This is a genomic window from Gottfriedia luciferensis (genome assembly GCF_002156865.1).
Taxonomy (GTDB): domain Bacteria; phylum Bacillota; class Bacilli; order Bacillales; family Bacillaceae_G; genus Gottfriedia; species Gottfriedia luciferensis.
Map to the genome: position 1 here is coordinate 119,411 of NZ_NCTA01000014.1, position 20,511 is coordinate 139,921.

Annotated in this window: 21 protein-coding genes, 1 pseudogene and 1 other annotated feature; of the genes and pseudogenes, 15 read left to right on the plus strand and 7 right to left on the minus strand. The window is 32.4% G+C overall.

The window, feature by feature from the left end; genetic code table 11:
* Positions 1-108 precede the first annotated feature (108 nt).
* Positions 109-432, plus strand: coding sequence for a hypothetical protein (locus tag B7R67_RS11685; protein ID WP_235822141.1), 324 nt, complete (start codon positions 109-111; stop codon positions 430-432).
* A 59-nt stretch (positions 433-491) separates the two neighbouring features.
* Here B7R67_RS11685 and B7R67_RS22135 read toward each other — a convergent pair whose 3' ends face one another.
* Positions 492-668, minus strand: coding sequence for a hypothetical protein (locus B7R67_RS22135; protein WP_158095084.1), 177 nt, complete (start codon positions 666-668; stop codon positions 492-494).
* A gap of 189 nt (positions 669-857) precedes the next feature.
* Entirely contained in the window at positions 858-2,207 is a 1,350-nt protein-coding gene (locus B7R67_RS11690; protein ID WP_088070620.1) for an amino acid permease, read from the minus strand.
* 63 nt (positions 2,208-2,270) lie between these two features.
* Positions 2,271-2,505: a binding site (T-box leader), on the minus strand.
* 301 nt (positions 2,506-2,806) lie between these two features.
* Here B7R67_RS11690 and B7R67_RS11695 point away from each other — a divergent pair.
* Positions 2,807-3,670, plus strand: a complete 864-nt coding sequence (locus tag B7R67_RS11695; protein ID WP_088070622.1) for an aminoglycoside phosphotransferase family protein — start codon at positions 2,807-2,809, stop codon at positions 3,668-3,670.
* A gap of 86 nt (positions 3,671-3,756) precedes the next feature.
* Here the strand turns inward: B7R67_RS11695 and B7R67_RS11700 are convergent, their stop codons facing one another.
* Entirely contained in the window at positions 3,757-4,206 is a 450-nt protein-coding gene (locus tag B7R67_RS11700) for a YndM family protein (protein WP_088070623.1), read from the minus strand.
* Between the two features lie 535 nt (positions 4,207-4,741).
* Between B7R67_RS11700 and B7R67_RS11705 the strand changes: the two genes are divergently transcribed.
* Positions 4,742-5,257 (plus strand): DUF3231 family protein, encoded by a 516-nt coding sequence (locus B7R67_RS11705; protein ID WP_088070744.1) that lies wholly within the window; start codon positions 4,742-4,744, stop codon positions 5,255-5,257.
* A gap of 301 nt (positions 5,258-5,558) precedes the next feature.
* A complete protein-coding gene (locus B7R67_RS11710; RefSeq protein WP_088070625.1) occupies positions 5,559-5,951 on the plus strand; it encodes a spore coat protein in 393 nt (130 codons plus the stop codon).
* Positions 5,952-6,230: 279 nt separating this feature from the next.
* Here the strand turns inward: B7R67_RS11710 and B7R67_RS11715 are convergent, their stop codons facing one another.
* The gene (locus B7R67_RS11715; RefSeq protein WP_088070627.1) at positions 6,231-6,698 is read right to left on the minus strand and encodes a hypothetical protein; all 468 of its coding nucleotides are present in this window, start codon (positions 6,696-6,698) and stop codon (positions 6,231-6,233) included.
* A gap of 337 nt (positions 6,699-7,035) precedes the next feature.
* On the opposite strand from B7R67_RS11715, the gene B7R67_RS11720 reads away from it, so the two are divergent.
* The 5 genes and pseudogenes from B7R67_RS11720 (at position 7,036) to B7R67_RS11735 (ending at position 12,351) form a co-directional block, all read left to right on the plus strand.
* Positions 7,036-10,005 (plus strand): bifunctional 2',3'-cyclic-nucleotide 2'-phosphodiesterase/3'-nucleotidase, encoded by a 2,970-nt coding sequence (locus B7R67_RS11720; RefSeq protein ID WP_088070629.1) that lies wholly within the window; start codon positions 7,036-7,038, stop codon positions 10,003-10,005.
* A gap of 170 nt (positions 10,006-10,175) precedes the next feature.
* Positions 10,176-10,832 carry a nucleoside/nucleotide kinase family protein gene (locus tag B7R67_RS11725; RefSeq protein ID WP_088070631.1) on the plus strand — a complete coding sequence of 219 codons (657 nt, stop codon included), beginning with the start codon at positions 10,176-10,178 and terminating at the stop codon, positions 10,830-10,832.
* 157 nt (positions 10,833-10,989) lie between these two features.
* Positions 10,990-11,151 (plus strand): hypothetical protein, encoded by a 162-nt coding sequence (locus B7R67_RS22755; protein ID WP_328587373.1) that lies wholly within the window; start codon positions 10,990-10,992, stop codon positions 11,149-11,151.
* A gap of 21 nt (positions 11,152-11,172) precedes the next feature.
* Positions 11,173-11,373, plus strand: a pseudogene (locus tag B7R67_RS22760) (DUF1259 domain-containing protein); the annotation flags it as partial.
* Positions 11,374-11,859: 486 nt separating this feature from the next.
* Positions 11,860-12,351 carry a DinB family protein gene (locus tag B7R67_RS11735; protein WP_088070633.1) on the plus strand — a complete coding sequence of 164 codons (492 nt, stop codon included), beginning with the start codon at positions 11,860-11,862 and terminating at the stop codon, positions 12,349-12,351.
* A 196-nt stretch (positions 12,352-12,547) separates the two neighbouring features.
* Here B7R67_RS11735 and B7R67_RS11740 read toward each other — a convergent pair whose 3' ends face one another.
* Together B7R67_RS11740 and B7R67_RS11745 are read right to left on the minus strand one after the other, a co-directional pair.
* On the minus strand, positions 12,548-13,213 hold the full coding sequence (locus B7R67_RS11740) for a DUF2642 domain-containing protein (RefSeq protein WP_088070635.1): 666 nt from the start codon (positions 13,211-13,213) through the stop codon (positions 12,548-12,550).
* A gap of 33 nt (positions 13,214-13,246) precedes the next feature.
* A complete protein-coding gene (locus tag B7R67_RS11745) occupies positions 13,247-14,584 on the minus strand; it encodes an arsenic transporter (RefSeq protein WP_407920395.1) in 1,338 nt (445 codons plus the stop codon).
* A 637-nt stretch (positions 14,585-15,221) separates the two neighbouring features.
* Here B7R67_RS11745 and B7R67_RS11750 point away from each other — a divergent pair.
* The 6 genes from B7R67_RS11750 (at position 15,222) to B7R67_RS11775 (ending at position 19,021) form a co-directional block, all read left to right on the plus strand.
* Positions 15,222-15,749, plus strand: coding sequence for a GerAB/ArcD/ProY family transporter (locus B7R67_RS11750; RefSeq protein ID WP_088070639.1), 528 nt, complete (start codon positions 15,222-15,224; stop codon positions 15,747-15,749).
* Positions 15,750-15,768: 19 nt separating this feature from the next.
* Positions 15,769-15,930, plus strand: a complete 162-nt coding sequence (locus B7R67_RS22140) for a hypothetical protein (protein WP_158095085.1) — start codon at positions 15,769-15,771, stop codon at positions 15,928-15,930.
* A 186-nt stretch (positions 15,931-16,116) separates the two neighbouring features.
* Positions 16,117-17,067: a nucleoside hydrolase gene (locus B7R67_RS11755; protein WP_088070641.1), complete on the plus strand. Its 951-nt coding sequence runs from the start codon at positions 16,117-16,119 to the stop codon at positions 17,065-17,067.
* A 190-nt stretch (positions 17,068-17,257) separates the two neighbouring features.
* The gene (locus B7R67_RS11760) at positions 17,258-17,605 is read left to right on the plus strand and encodes a VOC family protein (protein WP_088070643.1); all 348 of its coding nucleotides are present in this window, start codon (positions 17,258-17,260) and stop codon (positions 17,603-17,605) included.
* A gap of 290 nt (positions 17,606-17,895) precedes the next feature.
* Entirely contained in the window at positions 17,896-18,372 is a 477-nt protein-coding gene (locus B7R67_RS11770; RefSeq protein ID WP_088070647.1) for a hypothetical protein, read from the plus strand.
* Between the two features lie 172 nt (positions 18,373-18,544).
* Positions 18,545-19,021: a hypothetical protein gene (locus B7R67_RS11775; protein WP_088070647.1), complete on the plus strand. Its 477-nt coding sequence runs from the start codon at positions 18,545-18,547 to the stop codon at positions 19,019-19,021.
* A 203-nt stretch (positions 19,022-19,224) separates the two neighbouring features.
* Here the strand turns inward: B7R67_RS11775 and B7R67_RS11780 are convergent, their stop codons facing one another.
* Complete coding sequence (locus B7R67_RS11780; RefSeq protein ID WP_088070649.1) at positions 19,225-20,472, minus strand: helix-turn-helix domain-containing protein; 1,248 nt, start codon at positions 20,470-20,472, stop codon at positions 19,225-19,227.
* Positions 20,473-20,511 lie beyond the last annotated feature (39 nt).

Consider the following 20,511-nt stretch of genomic DNA (forward strand, 5'->3'; position numbering starts at 1 on the left):
ACTTTAAGTGTACTGTTTCTCTTTTTTATTCTTCTTACGAGTGGGTGTTTGAAAGGAGATAAGCCTCCGAAAACGATGATATAGATTGGCAAGCAAACTTATGAAACGATGCTGGGGAGTTATTGTTGGAATGATGGATGTGCTGATACAGCTGGACCAGTAGATCTATTAAAAGGAACAACAACGATTAAAGTGAAACCTAGCGAAGATATAACTGTAAAGATGAATTATCATCCAAAATCAAGTAAGGTTCAATTATCTCAGATTGATCATAATAAGGAAATTAAAGTAGAAATAGAAAAGAATCATTTTAAAGCACCTTTACATAAAGGGATTTATTATTATGCATACTCAGTATGGTGGATGGATAAAAAGAAAGAAAATACTTCAAACGGAGATGCCTTTTATGCGTTTGCTCTAGAGGTAAAGTAACATAAAGTGTAACTCTTTCTATGGAAACTACATGCGTTTGCTGAGTAGCAAGTTTGTAGTTACTTTTTTTCATTTGAAGTACCATTTGCTGAAGCTGTAAAAGGGTTAATTTCGTAGGATAGGTCTCTGCCAGCTTCTTTTTCTTCTTGGTGAATTCTTTTTCCCAAAGATGCATAATACCAAATCCATGCAGCCAATGCTAAAAAACCACCGATTGTTAAAATCCAAAAAGCCATTACTATTCCCTCCAAAAAGTTCCAAATGTGAAACATGAATATGTATATTCTTTTAAAACTATATTCTTTTTATGCTTTAAAAAATCCTCTTCTACCTTCGTTACTTGAAAAACCGGTGCTTTACTTATTATTTAAAGTAAAGCACTAGTTATTTGTTCACGAACAATTTAAATTAGATTATCACTTCAATTAGTTTTTGTTTAGGCGTATTTTCCATAAATACGTTAAGGTAATAAAGGTGTAAATGCAAAGTGTAATGATCGTTATGATGATTGGCGTCGTGAAAATGATACCGATTAAAATCGCAATTAAAGAGATGATCGCAGCCCAAGTCGTATACGGAAACCATTTAACTGAATAGGCACTTGTTTTTACAGATGGTTGTTTACGTGATTTTAAATGGGCGAAGGCGATAATCAGCCAGATGAATAATACGGTATATCCTAGCGAACCCATCAGGAAATCGAAGGTCTTGCTTCCGGCAAATAAGGAAATCAGTACACCGCCAAATAAAGTGGAAGTACACATTAATATTGCGTAAATAGGCACTTTTTTCTTGGATAATCTCGAAAAGATTTTCGGAATGCGACCGTCCACGGCTTGTGTATACAGAACGCGAGAAGAGCCATACAATCCAGAGTTCATTGATGAAATAATCGCTATTAGTACAACGGCGTTCATAATATGGTCAGCACCTGGAATCCCTATCATTTTAAAAACCATCACAAACGGACTTTCAGGCACCCCGTTTACTTCGTTCCAAGGAATTAAACTAACAATGATGAAAAATGGAATAATGTAGAAAGAAATAATTCTGACCAATGTACTACGAACGGCTTTTGGAACCACTTTTTCGGGATTTTTTGTTTCTGCTAGTGTGACCCCTATAATTTCAGTACCGCCATATGAATAAATTACGACTAACATCGCTGTGATTAATCCTCTTGGTCCATTTGGAAAGAAACCGCCATGGTCAGTCAAGTTAGAGAAACCGACTGCTTTATGATCACCAAAATTTACAAGAAGCAACAATAATCCAGCCAAGATGAACACAATGATGACAGTAATTTTAATTAAAGCAAGCCAGTATTCTGTTTCAGCAAAAACCTTTACTGATAATAAGTTGATTGTTGTTACTAACACCGAAACAGCTAATGCAAGTATCCAGATTGGATATTCAGGCACCCAATATTGAATGAAAATAGCTGCTACGACTGATTCAGCCGCGATGTTCAAAACCCACATTTTCCAATAAATCCAATCAAGGAAATAGGCAGGATACTTTCCTAAAATAGATTGGACAAGATCCCTGAATGTTCTTGCGTCACTATTGCGGACCGCCATTTCAGCTAAACCTTGCATGATGAATAATAGGATGATGCCTCCTATCAAGTAAGCGATTAGTATGGAAGGGCCAGCCATATCAATTGCTGAGCTACTTCCTTTAAATAAACCTGCTCCAATGGCACCACCTAATGCCATCATCGTAATATGTCTTGATGACATTGTCCTCTGTAAATTGCGTTTGTCCTTTTCCATGTCCCTAACCCCCTCAAAAATCAAAAAAGGCATGTCGTCTCTTTTCCTCATAATCAAATGAGGAAAAGAGACGACATGCCTTAAGCTTACCGCGGTACCACTCTTATTGGTTCTGTTCGAACCCTACTTAAAAACCTTGTAACGAAGGTCAATCGTTAAAACAAGAGAATAGAATAAACCTATTCTTTCGCGTTACCACTCCCAGGCAAGTTCAAAGTATCATTGGACTGCGTTTCACCAACCCGCAGCTCTCTTTACCGAATAATTAGCTTTTACTACTCCTGATCTTTGCGTTTCGAAAAATATATCTGAATATTTTTTATAATGAATAATAATTACTATACGGATGAGATGAAAATTTGTCAATAACTTTCTCGGGATAATAATTTAGGAAACAAATCCTAGGCTTATGATGTAAAATAACTATTTAATGTACGCCAAGATGCCAAAAACCCTTATAAAATAAGAGATATTTAACACGTGGAGGAAACTAATAATTTGGTTTTGGATTCGTTTTCATTGTTCAATTTCTTTATTCAATTAATAACAAATTCATGCTTTAATTGAATAGGAGTTTTATTGAAAAGGGGGAAGTTTTGATGTTAAATCGTGTCATTCAACAGTTTGGATTGCAGGTAAGATCAATTAATGAGGTTGAAGACTCCTTTAGTTCAAGCGTTTATAAATGTACTTTATCTAATAGTGAAAATGTGTTTTTAAAGATTCCTTTTTCAAAATTAAAGTTTCAGAGAGAGTTAGAAGCCTATGAGATTCTAAAAGGAAGTGTTGCCATTCCTGAAATCCTAGATTATTGGACTGGTGATGAGGAATGTGTTGGTGCTTTTTTATTATCTGAATTAAAAGGAAAACCGTTAACATCTAAGTCTACCCCAACAGTTGCGTACCAAGTCGGTGTTCTTCATGCTGAAATGCATTCTATTCAACCTCCTGCAAATAAAGTATTAACAAGTATACAAAATGAATTTTCGAACTGGTCAAACTTTATTGAAAACCAATTTTATAGTTTTGCTGAAGACGTAAAGGATATTCTGGATGAACAATTATATAATAAATCGATTGAAAAATTTGAAAAGATGAAAAAACGGCTCCCATCTCCAGATGGACCAAGTTTTGTACATATGGATTTTCGTCCAGCAAATATAATTATTTATAATGAAAAAGTATCGGGAATAATTGATTTTGAAAGCGTAAGATTTGGTTCAACAGAAATCGATTTTACCAAACTGTATCGCGATTTTTTAAGTGTAGATATTAGTTTGTATAATGCATATCAAGCGGGCTATAACAGTATCAGACCTATAATTGATCTAGAAAATGTATTACCTTTCTATCGGTTTACAGATGCCTTTAATAGTATCGGCTGGTGTAAACGTCGTGGAATGAAAGAAAATGCTTTATTTTTAGAAGAAAATTTAACCAGATTAAAAAAGTGGCTGCTATAAAAATATAGTTTATCCGTAGAAAATCCATTAAATAATACAAAGAAACTAACCCTGGTGTACACACAGGGTTAGTTTTGTAAATGATTTTATTTTTTATCATTATCATTCTTATACGGAGTCAGTTCTTCAGAAGCCTCTGTTTGATATCGTAAATTACCAGAATTTATACCTTCAGATCTTTCCTCTTGTGTATGATTAATAACGTGATTATATACATATTTATGGAAAAAGTATTCAAATACCCCTAAAACAATTGCTGAAATCAAAGCTGGCTTAAACATACTACCACCGTATGTTAACTTGGATCCCATATACCAAATAATAACAAATGCTAATACTGCATCTGCAATTGTAGCGATTGTATTATTTGTTTTTGGTAAAATTAACAGATCACCAATGATGTAAGAAATGATTCCCAATACCAAAGTTATCATAAATACATTTCTAAATGCCATATCATAACCGACACCTAGAACGATGTATAATATTGCAAGACTAGCGATAAATTTTATAATTAATGCCTTTATATGCTTCATAATTCATCCCTCCTAAACTTATTATGAGAAATTCCTTCATATCTATTCTTGTTAAGTGATAAATAAATATTTCAAAAATTAATTTATGGAAAAATGTTCTTGTCATAATTTAGATGGATTCTTCAAAATTTATAAATGTTCCTTATGAGGTTTAACACTGACTACAACATTTTAATTTAAATTAATCACAATACTATAGCCAACTCTTTTGGAATTAAAATGTTTATCCATCAAATTGGAACGAAGACTGTCCTTAAATTGTTTCCCTTAGCTTGTCCCTATAATCTTTGGGTTATGGGGATATTACTAGGTGAATTTCAAACGTCAAAGTCCATGTAAAATCAATCTTTGCGTAATGATTTAATGGCTCCTAATAGGGTATTTTTGACCACCTGTATTTTTTCGTACAGGTGGTTTTTTTAATAATTCTCATCATTAAAGTATTAAAAATTTATATTGGTAAATAATAACTTTCGTACTACCTCTAGTAAGGAGTTTAAGTATGAATTTAGTTGAGAAAGGAAGTAAACTTTTAATGGGTATATTAAGTGGAAATCCTACAAATGAACCTTTACATTATGGAGAAGTTTTTGGAGTTTGGAGTCATTTAGCAGCAACAAAAGCAGGCGTAGATACTTATCAAGTTTATATGAATCATACCGGTGATGATGATTTAAAACAATTCTTAAAACAAGTTATTGAAAATTCAATGAAACCAGCTATCAAAGAAATGGAAGAAGTTCTATTACATAATGATATTGCTGTACCTCCAACTCCAGCAGAACGACCAGAAGCAGATTTAGAGCAAATCCCTGCAGGTGCAAGATTACAGGATGCTCAAATTGCATATATGGTTTCAGCTGAAATTGCGGCTGGAATTACAGCTAATGCTGCATTAGTTAGCCAGTCAATTCGTGAAGATATTGGCTTAATGTTTGCTGGTTTTGGTGCAAAAAAAGCAAAAGATGGTGCTGCTCTTCTTCAAATTATGAAAACTAAAGGATGGTTGATTCCACCACCTCTTCATTTTGATACGAAACAACCAAAATAAAATTAATTAATGTCTAATTAAAGGGAATCTGCTAATAAGATTCTCTTTTGTTTTATTTAGGTTGAAAGTACTGTTTTAAGAGATTCCTTGTTAAGTACCCCAATCTTCATCGGAATACGTCCACCTTCTTGACAAAGACACTTTCCTATTCATTTAAAAATTTTGGCCAAATATTTATATACTACGGAGAATGTTGAAATGATATATCAATAAAATTTCTATATTAAAATAGTAAGTTTGTCCAATCTCATTTCTATATTTCGCATAATTTATATCAATACTACTTTAGGAGGTGATTCACATGTCACTTGATCCAATCCGTCGTGTTTCTCATATTAGTGAAAAACAAAGAGTTTCTAATAGATTAGAAAATGCACAAGCAGAATTACAAAGTTTAGTAATTCGTGATTCACACAACATTGAGGTTGTTCAGACTGAAGCTCAAGCTCTACTTTTAGTACAACTTTCATTAGTAGCTTCAATTCAAGCTATCATTCTTCTATTTGGCGATGATCCTAGAATTGAACAATTACAAAAAGTTGCTCAATCCTTAGAAAACCTTCAATTACAATCACAATCAATTTACATTGAAAAAGCAGATGGAATTATCGTAGCACAAACTGAACTACAACTTGAAGCAGTTGTACAAGCTACAATCACTCTACTAGCACAAATTGCTGCAAAAGTCGGCTAATAATTTGAATGAAAAGGAATTTAGAGCAATTCTTAGTTTATTTCAAATTTGTTAGATGATTTTTAATTGATAAATTGATTTTTTTGAAGCTGTAAGTGGCCACTTTTCTTCAAAAAGGTTATCCTGATTTTAATTAATTTTTTGCTTTTTTTTTGATATCATCTTTTTTGTCATTGCTATAAAAAAGATGGTATTTTATAAAGCCTAAAAGTAGTTCTATTAAATCAAAAAAATAACCCCGTCCATTTTGTGGGAGGGGTTATTTGTCATTTGAATCTCTTAAATAGTTAAGCTACCAAAGAGCATAAGTGCAAAAATGAGATATGGAAATAAGATTAAAAACAAGATAAAAGGCCTTTTCCAAGTATCGAGCCTATTATATATTGCTATAGTAATTAACAGGATAACTCCAAGTGGAATGAATAAAAAGCTATACATCCCAGTGTATGGGATTATCTGTAAAACAAAAGATAGAATGAATAGTCCAATACAGCTAGTAAGCTTAAAGATTGTACTTTTATTAATGATTAGTTTGATAATAATACATGCAATCAGTAAGAGCGCGATAAAATAACCTAATAAATACATTGTAAAATAAAAGGAACCTGATAATTCTCCTCCAGCCTCAGTACCGTCGGCGTCAGTAGACATCCCAAATAAAAAAAACAACATTGGAAAGATGATGGGACTTGTAACTAGCATTGTAAAACCAATTGCTGCAGACACTTTCTTAATTAATTCTTTCAAAATGAACACTCCTAATTTAAATCTCTAGATTATCTTACGAAATTGAACTAGGAAAATATATAGGAGAAATGATTGAAACTTTCTATTGTATAAATAAATTGTAAACCTATTAATAGAGTATTTTTTTGGCCGCCAAAGTAAAACCCGTTTAGGAAAAAATGATTATTTCTCCTACCAAAAACGTAGACTACATAAATTTGTGCTATGTAATAATAAGAATTTATTAAATATTAATTATTTTTTTATTAATAATTGTGTAAAACGTTCTAACCAAGTTATAATCTAATTCGGTGGGGAGATAGAGAAAATCACTAAATAATAAGAGGGATGTGTAAGAATGGGTAAAGATGTAAGCGTTTTTAAATTTAGTAAGATCATTGCTACTACTTTAGCATTTGCTACGATTGCTACACCGTTTACTAATGCAAAAGCGGAAGAATCAAATACTACAGCGACTGCTGCAATAGACTTGCAGATTTTAGAAACAACTGATTTACATGATAACGTCATGGGGTATGACTATTACAAAGATACTGAAGCATTGGATTATGGGTTTGCAAGAACTGCAACATTAATTAACCAAGCAAGACAAGAAAGTGAAAATAATCTTCTTTTTGACGCTGGTGATACGATTCAAGGTAATCCAATGGCAGATTATGTAGCAAAAGTAAAAGGATTATCAGATACTGAAGTTCATCCGATGATTAAATCTATGAACATAGAAAACTATGATGTTGCTACATTTGGTAACCATGAGTTTAACTATGGCTTAGATTATGCAAAAAAAGTAACTGGTAAAGCACAATTTCCATATGTAAATGCTAATATTTACAACGCTAAAACTGGTGAAAATGAATTTACACCTTATGTAATTTTAGATAAAACGTTTAAAGATCAAAATGGTAATTCTCAAAAAGTTAAAGTTGGTGTTATCGGATTTGCACCTCCTCAAATTATGGATTGGGACAAAGATAACTTAACTGGCAAAGTGGTAGCTAAAGATATGGTTAAAACAGCTCAGGAATTTATTCCTAAAGTAAAAGCTGCTGGCGCTGATATCGTTGTTGCATTAGTTCACTCTGGTTGTGATGTAGCGACTACTGGTCTTGAAAATGCTGAAAATGCAGTATATGACTTAAGTAAAGTTGAAGGAATTAATGCGATTCTTTTCGGTCATAAACACACTAACTTCCCTGGAGCTGCTGAATTTAATAAAGTTGAAGGGATCGATAATACAATCGGTACGATTAATGGCGTACCAGCTGTTGAAGCTGGATTCTGGGGTAACAACCTTGGCGTTATGAAATTAACGTTAACTGCAGATGAGAATGGCAAATATACGAAAGTTGAATCAAAAGGATCACAATTACGTCCTGTTTATGATGCAACTAACAAGAAAAGCTTAGCAGAAGAAAATCCAACTATCGTAGAAGCTGTAAAACAGTATCATGATGGAACACTGAATTACGTACGTGGAAAAATTGGTGTGACAAGTGCACCAATGTATAGCTATTTTGCTCGTGTACAAGATGATCCAACCATTCAAATTGTAAATAATGCACAAACTTGGTTTGCAAAGGATTTCATTGCTAAAAACCTACCTGAATACAAAGACGTACCTGTTTTATCTGCAGCTGCACCTTTTAAATCAGGACGCGGTGGAGCAAGTGACTACACAAGTATTGGTACAGGGGTACTTTCAATTAAATCTGCAAATGATCTATATTTATTCCCTAATACTTTAAAAGCAGTTGAATTAACTGGTGCTCAAGTAAAAGAATGGTTAGAAATGAGTGCAGGACAATTTAAACAAATTGATCCAGCGGTTGAAACGGCTCAAGAGTTGGTAGATAATTCATTCCCAGGTTACAACTACGATGTAATTGACGGAGTAACTTATCAAGTTGATGTAACAAAACCAGCTAAATATAAGTCAAATGGAGACTTATTAAATGCTGATGCAAGCCGTATTGTTAATTTAGAGTATAATGGTCAACCAATTAAAGAAGATCAAAAATTTATTATCGTAACAAATAACTACCGTGCAAGTGGTGGAGGAAATTTCCCTGGCTTAAAAGGCGGAAAAGCAAAAGTAGTAATCGATACAATTGAAGAAAACCGTACTGTTTTAATGAATTACATTCAAAATCAAGGTGTAGTAAATCCTACAGCTGATAAAAACTGGATGATCGCACCAATCGCTGGTAACCCAGAAGTAATCTTTAAATCTTCAACAGATGCAAAAAAAGTATTATCTGACTCTGCTCATATTACGTTCAAAGGCGAAGCAAATGAATTAGGCGTAACATGGGGCGTATATGCTTATAACACAAATTTAACTGTTGATTCAATTAGCGATAAAGCAACTTCAATTACAGGTAAAACAATTGCAGGTGCAACTGTAACAGTTAAAGCGGGTAATACAACGGTAGGAACTGGAACTGCTGATTCAAAAGGCGTTTTCACTATCACAATTGCTAAACAAAAAGCAGGCACTACTCTAGTAATAACTGCTACAAGTGAGGGGAAAGATACATCGGTAACAGCTACTGTAATCGATCGTACTGCACCAACACCTGTTGTAGCACCAGTAAGTAATATGTCTACTACTATTTCTGGTACTACTGAAGCAAATGCAAAAGTTGAAGTATTAAAAGGCTCTACAGTATTAGTAAGTGGTAATGCAGATTCACAAGGTAAGTTTACGTTAGACATTGCTAAGCAAGTAGCTGGGACAATTCTATCAGTTGTTTCAACAGATACAGCTGGAAACATTAGTAATAAGATAAATGTAACTGTAATTGATAAAATAGCTCCTGTTAAGCCTGTTGTAAATACGGTAAACTCAAAATCTACAACTATATCAGGTTCAACTGAAAAGGATGCTACGATTACAGTTAAATCTGGTAAGAAAGTAATTGCAACTGGTAAAGCAACATCTACTGGAAACTTTACGATCAAAATTAAAGCACAATCTCCTGGAACTGTGTTAGCTATCACAGCTACTGATTTAGCTAAAAATGAAAGTCAAATAACTTATGTAGTCGTTAAAGATGCAACACCTCCAGCAAAACCAGTTATAACAGGAAATCTAACAAGCAAATCTACTACAATTTCTGGTAGAGGAGAAGCTGGAACAACTGTAACTGTAAAAGTTGGATCAAAAGTAATTGGTACTGGAAAAGTATCAAGTAAAGGTACTTTCAACGTAAAAATTTCACGTCAAAAACGTGGTACAACTGTTGTGGTTTATTTAACAGATGGAGCAAAAAACGTAAGTGAAGGTCAGAAAAAAGTAGTTAAATAATAATGATTTAAGTCGATTCCATTAAATGTAACCCGAATAATAGACTCTTAAAAAAAGTCTATTATTCGGGTATTTTTTATGTGTATCGATTTCGCAGGGTAGTTAAAGAAGGAGATTTCTAACTTAGATTGAAAGATAATAAGGGAATATGATTAGAAAGTGGGGGTTATATGGTAAGGAATGAACTAATTTCAGAAATAGCAAATAGAATCCTAAGTTTAAAACTACCTCATCCTATTAGAGTAGGGGTTAGTGGTATAACGGCATCTGGTAAGACCACATTTGCTAATGAACTGATGGAAGAACTTCGGGTTAGAAACATGGAAGTGGTTCGGACAAGCATAGACAATTTCCATCATCCTAGAGTGGTTCGATATAGACAAGGTAAGGAATCAGCTATTGGTTATTATGAGGATGCCCACGATTACAATTCCTTTAAGCAGAAACTTTTAATCCCTTTAGGGCCAGGGGGTGACCTTCATTATCAAACAATTTCTTTCGATTTAGATAAAGATGAATTTGTAAATACGGAATCAAAAGTAGCAAAAAGAGATTCGATTTTTATTATTGATGGTACTTTTCTTTTTAAAAAGGATCTAAGCAATTTATATGATTATAAAATTTTTGTTGATACAGATTTTGAGTTAGCGAGAAAAAGAGGGGCTAAGAGGGAAGAAGGTAATTTTGGGAGCTATGAAAAAGCTGAAAAAATGTTTATTAATAGATATCACGCTGCTTCTAAACTGTATATAGAGCAACATTTGCCTCAATTAAAAGCCGATGTGGTCATTAATAATGATGATTTGGATAATCCATATTTTGTATAAACGAAATTTCTTATTGTAGTAGTTAGGACAAAATGGAATTTATCTATTGCGATAATATTAAATTGAATCCACAACATTTATGGATGCCTAAAGAGACATCAGCCTTTCATTCCCTTCATAAGATACAGTGTAAAGTATTTAAATGATGAAGGGAGCTATGAATTTGTCAAGTTGTCAAAGACTTGCTGATTTAATCGGAGGAGAGGTTGTTCAAGCTGCACCGGTTTGTGTAATTATGCGTCTCCGTGATATTAATGCAACGATTTTAGGTCGTCGCACGCGTTCTCCACTAGCACTTCCATTCATGTTATCCTTTTAAGAAAATGGTCTTAACCTTGGCGAATCGGTTGTTCGTCAGAAAGAGATTAACCCATTAATGACTGCTTTACGAAAAAGAGGAATTATCGTGACGGCTGTTCATAACCACTGGTTGTTTGATAAGCCAAGATTAATGTACATGCATTGGGAGAATGTCGATATGGATCCTTTTGACTTTACAAGAGTTAGTTTTGTAGCAGCAAACGAAGCAGGTCTTTTTTAGGTTAGTATAAGGTTGGAATAATAGGTTAATTCTGCTTCCATCACTATCTCAAAACTGAAAATTACACAAGAAAATGTTAAAAAAAAATGCTTTTTGAACGGAAAAATAGCTCGGTTTTCACCGAGCTATCATTATCTACCCACAACTTTTGTTAGTTCTCTATTATCTAAATATCGAATAGAACTTATTTTTCCATCCTTGCTAAAATTTACTCTACCTGAGACTTCAGCACTCTTTTGTTTTTCTCCATCTTTTTCGTATAGAACGTTTACTTATGATGCGTTTGTTTTTTCATCTTCTTTTATTTCAATATCTCCTGCTTTTATTTTTCTCTTTTTATACTGGGTTAATTTTCAATGATTTACTACTTCTCTAAACTATCTTAAAATCCCTTTAGATTTAAATACAATAAAGTTCAACATGGTAACATAACTTAGAAATATAGTAGGGTTTATGATTCTCTTTTTCTAAAAAGGAGGCAATACAATGAATAAAAAAGAAATCTTGCAAAATGGAGTTAAGCAAGTTTTTTATGAAGAAGAATGGTACCCACCGATATCAGATGCGTTAAAGAATCTTACCGCTGCGCAAGCATGTTGGCAACCAGAAGGAATGGCCTGTAATACGATTTGGGAAAATGTAAACCATTTATTAATCTTTAAAGAGCGCTTACTTTCTCGCATACGACAAGATCATACCTTTGTTGCTCCAAAAAATAATGATGATACGTTTTTCCAAGGTGGACCTAATGATGATGATGCTTGGCAACAAACTGTGAAGCGAACACTTCAAGTACACGATGCCTTACAATCTTCATTAACATCCCTTCAAGAATCAGAACTGGATCAACTTAGTCCTTCACTACCAGTTTGGCAGCAATATCTAAATATCCTATTGCACGATGCTTATCATACAGGACAAATTGTACAACTTCGTAAACTCCAAGGTTCATGGCCTGCTCAGCGCTCTTATTTATAAAAGATGATTAAAATTGTTTTGTGTTTTAAACTGAAGTTAACTGTTACACCAAATTAAAAACCCAAATTCTCAGTTAAATTGAGAAATTGGGTTTTCTTGTACTCCATTTTTCATAAAACAATAGTGAACTAAACTACTATTTTGATTAATGAACTCTATTTAGTTGTTCAGATTAGTTAAACGAGAACAAATATATTTATGGTAAATGAACAGATTTTATATGATTTAGCCTTAAATAAACAATCTCTCCACTCGCAACCGATAATTCTATTACGTTATTATGAATTGTATTTAGCAATCCAATTTTCATTGGATCGTTCCCACCATCAAAGATTACTAGCTTACCTTCTTCCTTTTTTAATTGAGATTCAAAGGAACGAACAAAAGAGATATTTGTTGGATTAATTGGAAAGTTAGCATTGTCAATAGAATATGGTGTTACATTATCATTGTAAGGTGTGAGCCACTTCAAGTGAGATAATGATATAAACATTATTTTAAATACAGGTGAATAAAAAACAACATAATCACTTAGGACATTCGTTATATAACCATGAAAAGTTAGATTACCAGTTACATAAATTTCGGAGAATATCCCTCTCGCATTTGTTAAGACTTTTCTGTAGGAGATCGATTCAATTTCTGTTGCAATAGATGGCTCAATTGGTTTTTGAATCTTCTCTTTTGAATGCTCACTTAAATGAACTCGATGAACGTGAAGCCACGGTATATAGAAATATTTGTGACCGTTATATAGTACAAGTATGTCTTGTCCAACATCTGTTAAAATACCTTCAAAAGTTATATCACCAGATAAAAGCACAAATACTTGTTTGCCTAGCAATGAGTCGATACTACTCAATTCTTATTCCCCCTTAGTAATCCTTTTACAATCTTATGCAAATACTAGTTGTACCCAGTAATATAGTAAAAATAACGTAACGATTGTTGTTATTGGAATAACAATTAATGATACACTTAGATAATCCTTCCATTTAACTTTTATTCTATTTTGTTTTAAGATATGCATCCAAATAAGAGATGCTAATGTACCTACAGGAAGTAATAAGGAACCAATATCACTACCAATAATATTAGCCAGATAAATGGTTTTTAAGGTAATTGGATCAAGTCCCATTTCAGTTAAAGTAATTGTTCCAACCATTAAAGCTGGATGATTGTTAAACAAGTTAGACAGAATTGAAACCAATCCACCCATAATAAAGCTTGCTTGAAGTAATCCTTGATTTACAATTGGTTCGCAAAATTTTACTAGAGCTGCAGTTAATCCAGCGTTGTGAAGCCCATAAATAATCACATACATAGAAAAAGCAAAGACTAAAATATGCCAAGGTGTCTTTTTCAATATATCAACTGGGCTTGTACGTAAGTGATACCATCTCCATGCAAGTAAAACGAGCGATCCTAAAACTGCCACATATTGAATCGGGATTCCTAGAAACGAAGCGACAAATAACAAACAACGCATTAGGAACACAAAGCCTAGTACTTTAAGCATAAATTTTGTACGTTTTTGTTTCGTTTCTACTGAAATTTTTCCTTTTAACGGATGAAAATTTTTAATAAAGAATGCCTCTTCAATGTCATCAGTTGAGACTGGTAAACGTTCCGGTAATTTATTTTTTAATACCATGTACATAAGCCATGACATAAACAATAATCCTGTACTTGCAGGGACAAACATCATAGCTGTGTGCATATAGAGAGTCATATGGACAATTTTTAATGCGATTAAGTTTACGATATTACTTACACCAATTGGTGCACTTGAAGCTGTAGCAATTAACGCTCCGCTAAGAAGATATGGAATTTGTTGATGAGGTTTTAAACGTAGATTTTTTAATAGAAGAATTAAAATTGGAGTAGTAATTAAAATACTACCATCATTGTTAAATAGTAATGTCATTAAAAAGCATAAAAGTTGGATATACCAGTATAATCGTTTCCCTGAGCCTCTCGCTAATCCTGCTAGTCTAGCTGCAGACCAATGAAAAAAACCAAAACTTTCTAATATAATCGCCATTACAATCGTAGCGATAATCGTAATAGAAGCTTCGCCTATTTTGTGAATGATATCAATCAAATTACTTTTTGTAACAATTCCAGTTATTAAAATGATACCTGCTCCTACTGCAGCTGGCCATGCTTCATTTAAACCTTTTGGTCTCCAAAAAATGACTGCCATTGTTAAAAGAAAGATAGAAGTACTCATTAAAATATCAAAATTCAATTCAACCACCTTCAAAGTATTTTATTAATGAAACTTGTCCATTTGTTATATTAATATTCTAATATAATAAATATGTTTTAGTTTATTTCACTATTTTATTGAATATGGTCATTTTGCCTAAATAGTGCAAATATCCCCTAAAGATAAACAACTACCGTGACGAATGCTTATGAATTCTTGACTTAAGAGACAAAGCCCTATTTATCTGATTTTCAGACAGTTGAAAATAGATAATAGTCAATATGGAAAAAGATCAATAATTGAACAGTATATTGAATAAGCGGAAAGACTGAGACCCCGCCACCTTGACGAGGAGGCTCAGGTTTCGCTCCATGGAAAGTGAACACATACTGTAGGGGAAATTAACATCACTCAACTTCCTTTAAAAATTATTTCTGTGAACTAGTTTTGGATCATATTCACATGAATAATCTTGTCCATTTCCACTACTATGAATAGAATAAGTTAACTTTTATAAGTGAATAATATACAAAGCGATGAAAAACTGCTTAATTTTCTATATGAAAATAATTTTGATTCGATTGATCAGATAAAAGAAGGTAATAAATATGAATAGAAAATTAACAATAAGTGGATTTCAATTTTTTGTATAATAGTTATGTTCCAAATAAGTATGACAGGTATTTTACCTTATGCTATTAATTCGAAACAAGATGCATGGATTAGTGCAATGGTAGCCCTAATATTAGTTTTTTCAGGATTTTTATTAATTTTATTTATCGTCATAAATATATCAATATTAGGTGTTTCTGAATACGAAAGAAGCAATTATCCTCTTTTAGTGTCAGTTGGCTATATTAATATTGTTGATTTTATTCAACGATTGGATTCTTTTATTGTAATATTCATGGTTTGCGGAGTTTTCATAAAAATTGCGATCTTTTTATATTGTGTAATTTTCAACACTGCTGAAATATTCAACGTTAAAAAAAGTGACCAACTAATTTATCCAATCAGTTTAATAATAGTAATCTGTTCAATCATAATGGCAAGAAATTACGCCGAACACATCCATAAAAGAATTGAAATTATTCCCTATCTATTACACGTGCCGATTCAGATCATAATTCCTATATGTTTATTAATCATTGCTTTAATTCAAAAGAAAATGAAAGCAAAAATTTAAAAAGAGCAGGGGGATATGAATGCTTGACCATTGCATAAAGATCATAATTGCTCCTATAACTATTTTTTGTATCATGATAGGCTTAATCGATAAAAACATACAAATTGTACTCTTTGGCATTGCTCTTTTATTAATTGCATTCTTATCTGATTATTTTATATATGGAAGAGATTTAAAGTAAAACACCTGAATCCTTATAGATCCAACCAGCCATTTCCAATAGCTTTGTCTTTTCATCTAACTTACATCATTCTTTAGCTAAAATTTATTTTGTAATGATGGAATTATATTACTCATAAAAATAAAAGAGCGATAAGAAAGAATTGAATTACATGAATTCAATTTTATGTAAGGAGGGAAGTAGTTCATGAAACAAGTTCTCCTTTTTACAGATTTAGGTATTGATGACGCTTTTACAATTTTATATATATTATTTCGGGATGATATTCAATTGGTAGGAATTGTAGCTGATTATGGAAATGTAACAAGGGATAAGGCTATGTGGAACATCAATTATTTAAAATACATTACTGGAAGACATGAGATTCCTGTATTTCTAGGAGCATCGATTCCACTAACTGGAAAAGGAATTAAAACTTTTCCAGAGGTCCATGGCGAGGCGGGGTTAGGTCCAATTATTCCTCCTAAAATTAATTATCCTGTTTATCCATTAGGCCACATCCATTATATGAAAAATATAGATTTTAAAAATGTGACAATCATTAATCTAGGTAGGCTTTCTTCTTTGGCAACAGCATTTGTTTTAAAAATAGAAGAGATGGAAAATGTAAAAGAATATATTTGTATGGGAGGATCATTTTTTTATCCAGGAAATGTGACTGCAGTTGCAGAAGCGAATTTCCATTCAGATCCGTATGCAGCGAATTTAATTGTACAGTATGCAAAGAACTTAACAATTATCCCTTTGAATGTTACTCAGAATGCAATTGTCACACCTGACATGGTTAATCAAATTGATGAATTTCATCAAATTACGCGCGATCCAGCAGGATTGATTATTAAGCCAATGTTAGACTATTATTATAACTTTTATTCTCATTCGAACCCAGGAATCGAAGGAAGTCCAATTCATGACTTTTTAACAGTGTGGTACTTATTACATCCTAATTCTGTTGAGCTTTCTAAGGTTCCTATAAAAGTGATACCTGATCAAGGAGATGGGTTTGGGCAAAGTATTGTTGACCTACGAGCAAAGCCAGATCCAGATTTCAAAATGCATAATGTGGCATTTCAGTTCAATTATGAATTATTTAAGAATGACATTATTAATACATTTTTAAAGAAACGATTTACTTAAAACAAACTGTTAACAAAGAAAAAATATGAATTCTACTTTATCGACTATTATGTCGGACTTTTTTGTGTGACTAGCAAACTAATCGAGTTTAAACTAGTAGATTGGTTAAAGAAGGATTTTGTTTTTATTTCTTGAATGTCTAAGTGATTAGTAAAAATATGAAATTAGAGAAGTGAAGGAGAAAATTTTTATGATTAAAGGTTTCGGTGGCATATTCTGGAGAACTAAAAATCTAGATGCTATAAAAAAATGGTACAGTGAAGTGTTGAAGATTGAAATCAATAATTGGAATGGGACGATTATCAAATCCGAATCAGGAAATGAAACAATTTTTTCTTTCTTTGCTGAGGATGACAACTATTTTCCAACAGAACAGCAAGTGATGTTGAATTTCGAAGTTTTTAATCTAGACGAAACGATTAAACATCTTGAACAAATCGGTGTACCTCTTGCTAAGGAAAAAGAGGTTAGTGACTATGGTAAGTTTGCCTGGATTAAAGATCCTGAAGGTAGACTAGTTGAATTGTGGGAGAGATAACGGGTGAAATAAGGAGTTGAGACTCCTTTTTTTTGTACAATTAATTAGAGGAAATTATTTCATGGAATGGTTAATTATTGTTGTGATAGCGTATTTACCTATTGTATATAAAATCCATAAACGTATTAATTACTTAGAAAATGAAGTCAAAAGAAGGAGATTTATAATTGTTCAAATAACTCATGTATTAGCTATTCCTCATCCTATTTATCTACTAAAAATAATTTATCACGACATTCCGTGGTGTGCTAAACTTTATAGTTGTGTAGAAAAAAAGGATGGGTGAAGCAATGAAGTTTTTAATATTTACTTGTAGTTTAGTATTTATTTATTTTAATCATTTTGTTTCAAAGAATTTACGGGCAGAAAATCCTAAATCACATGAATTAAATAAACGTTTATTTAGGCTTTTAAAGTTAGTTAAATTTGCCCCAGTTATTGCATTTTTCATTTTAATCGTTTTAGTTTCAATTACTCTCCATACCAAACCGGGAATTAGGCTGTCGCACGCTTGGTTTGTTTCACAATTTTGGGCTTATTCTACTCTTTTATATTCCATCTATAAAATAACTAAAAATAAATTAAGTCTTGTGTTTGTTTTACTATCAATTATCATTGCCATTTACAATACGCCATTATTTCATTATGAACATTTATTTTTAGGTCATAGTGTCATAGTTTCTGACATTTTTGGAACATTACTGTTTCTTTCTATGTGGTTAACAGTTTCTAAAATGAATACATATTACAGCACACTGAGAGCTTGAAATTTCAAGCTCTTCTTAATTTATGGCTTATTAATAAACATATCTCCTGTCTGTACTGCTTTTTTAAATTGTTCCGTTTTAACATAATAGTTATAAAGTAATTTTGCATATTTATTTGCATGCGTTACATGGTGGTGAGACTTAAAGAAAAAAAAAAAGGATGGGTGAAGCAATGAAGTTTTTAATATTTACTTGTAGTTTAGTATTTATTTATTTTAATCATTTTGTTTCAAAGAATTTACGGGCAGAAAATCCTAAATCACATGAATTAAATAAACGTTTATTTAGGCTTTTAAAGTTAGTTAAATTTGCCCCAGTTATTGCATTTTTCATTTTAATCGTTTTAGTTTCAATTACTCTCCATACCAAACCGGGAATTAGGCTGTCGCACGCTTGGTTTGTTTCACAATTTTGGGCTTATTCTACTCTTTTATATTCCATCTATAAAATAACTAAAAATAAATTAAGTCTTGTGTTTGTTTTACTATCAATTATCATTGCCATTTACAATACGCCATTATTTCATTATGAACATTTATTTTTAGGTCATAGTGTCATAGTTTCTGACATTTTTGGAACATTACTGTTTCTTTCTATGTGGTTAACAGTTTCTAAAATGAATACATATTACAGCACACTGAGAGCTTGAAATTTCAAGCTCTCAGTGTGTAGACAAAGTCCTATTTATCTGATTTTCAGACTGATTGAAAACGCTTGTCTTTCGAGGCGCGAAGCCTGGCGAGGAGCGGAGTTACCTTTAGACGGTAATGAGCACCGCAGGCAGGCGAAGCAACGAAGAAAGCGAGCGTTTGTCAACAGTCTGAAAGCTTGAAATTTCAAGCTCTTCTTAATTTATGGCTTATTAATAAACATATCTCCTGTCTGTACTGCTTTTTTAAATTGTTCCGTTTTAACATAATAGTTATAAAGTAATTTTGCATATTTATTTGCATGCGTTACATGGTGGTGAGACTTAAAGAATGGTAGTGCAGTTTGATCGATATAAAGATAGTATTCATCAAATTGGTTGTTAAATCGGAAAATGAGGAGGTTAAAAAGAATCTTATATAAATCATTCGTTGCTTTTTCCGAAAGAGCAAGTCCTTCATTTGCTTGTTTTAGTAGCTCGTTTGTTGATAAGAGCTTTCCTTCTTCGGCGTTATCTAGATAGTTATACAAACGATTTAAATATGGCAGTGATTGTTTATCTGCTTCTTTAACCGATTTATCATAATAAACATGAGCATTTTTAAAGTCTTGCTTCCAAAAATACATAAGTCCTAAATTATGTAAGATCATTCCTCTTTTATCTAAAAGACCTAAGGATTCACTAAGTTCGATCAAACTCTCATACCTGACTACAATTTCTTCAAAATCTAGCTGGGTACTTTCTTTTAATTGAACTAGCATTAACGATTCTGCTAAAATCGCTCTTGCGTAATTATTCGTTTTCTTGAAATATCTAAAAGCTTTTTCACCATAGAAATATGCCATAACTTTCGATTGTGTCCAATGATAAGCTACGCCAAGGTGATAGTAATATTCTCGATTTCCATATTCCTCTATATTAATCTTCTTTAATTCTTGCAATGCGCTTTGTCTATTTACATTGTTCAAACGAGTATATTGATCTAAATAGTAGATTCCTCTCACATGGTAATACAAATTTTTTTCATAAGTTGACATAGGAGGAGATTCTTTTTCGATCCGTTTAAGAATACGTTCAGTTTTATCGATATTTTTACGTAATATAAAATATCGAGCTAATAAAAGCTGGTAATAGATTGCGTAGTTGGAAGCATTAATATATTGTATATTTTCCAATTCCTCTTTTATCTTTGTTACTTCATTCATTCGCTCTAGAATGATCGAGTTGTGCCATTTTTGAAGCTTTATTTCGATATTTTTGACAGCGGTTATTTCTTTCTCGATGTCAATTTGAAGTCGTTGAGAGAACAGTTTAATAATCTCAGCAGAATAGCGAGTTTCTCCTCTTTCAATTCTACTAACGTGAGTAGCCGTACAAATGTCTTTCCCTAAATCCTCCTGGGTTAGACCAGCTTTTTTACGATAAAACTTTATAATTTCTCCCTCCAGCATACGTTCTCTCCCTTTCTAATCTCAGTTGATTCACTATGA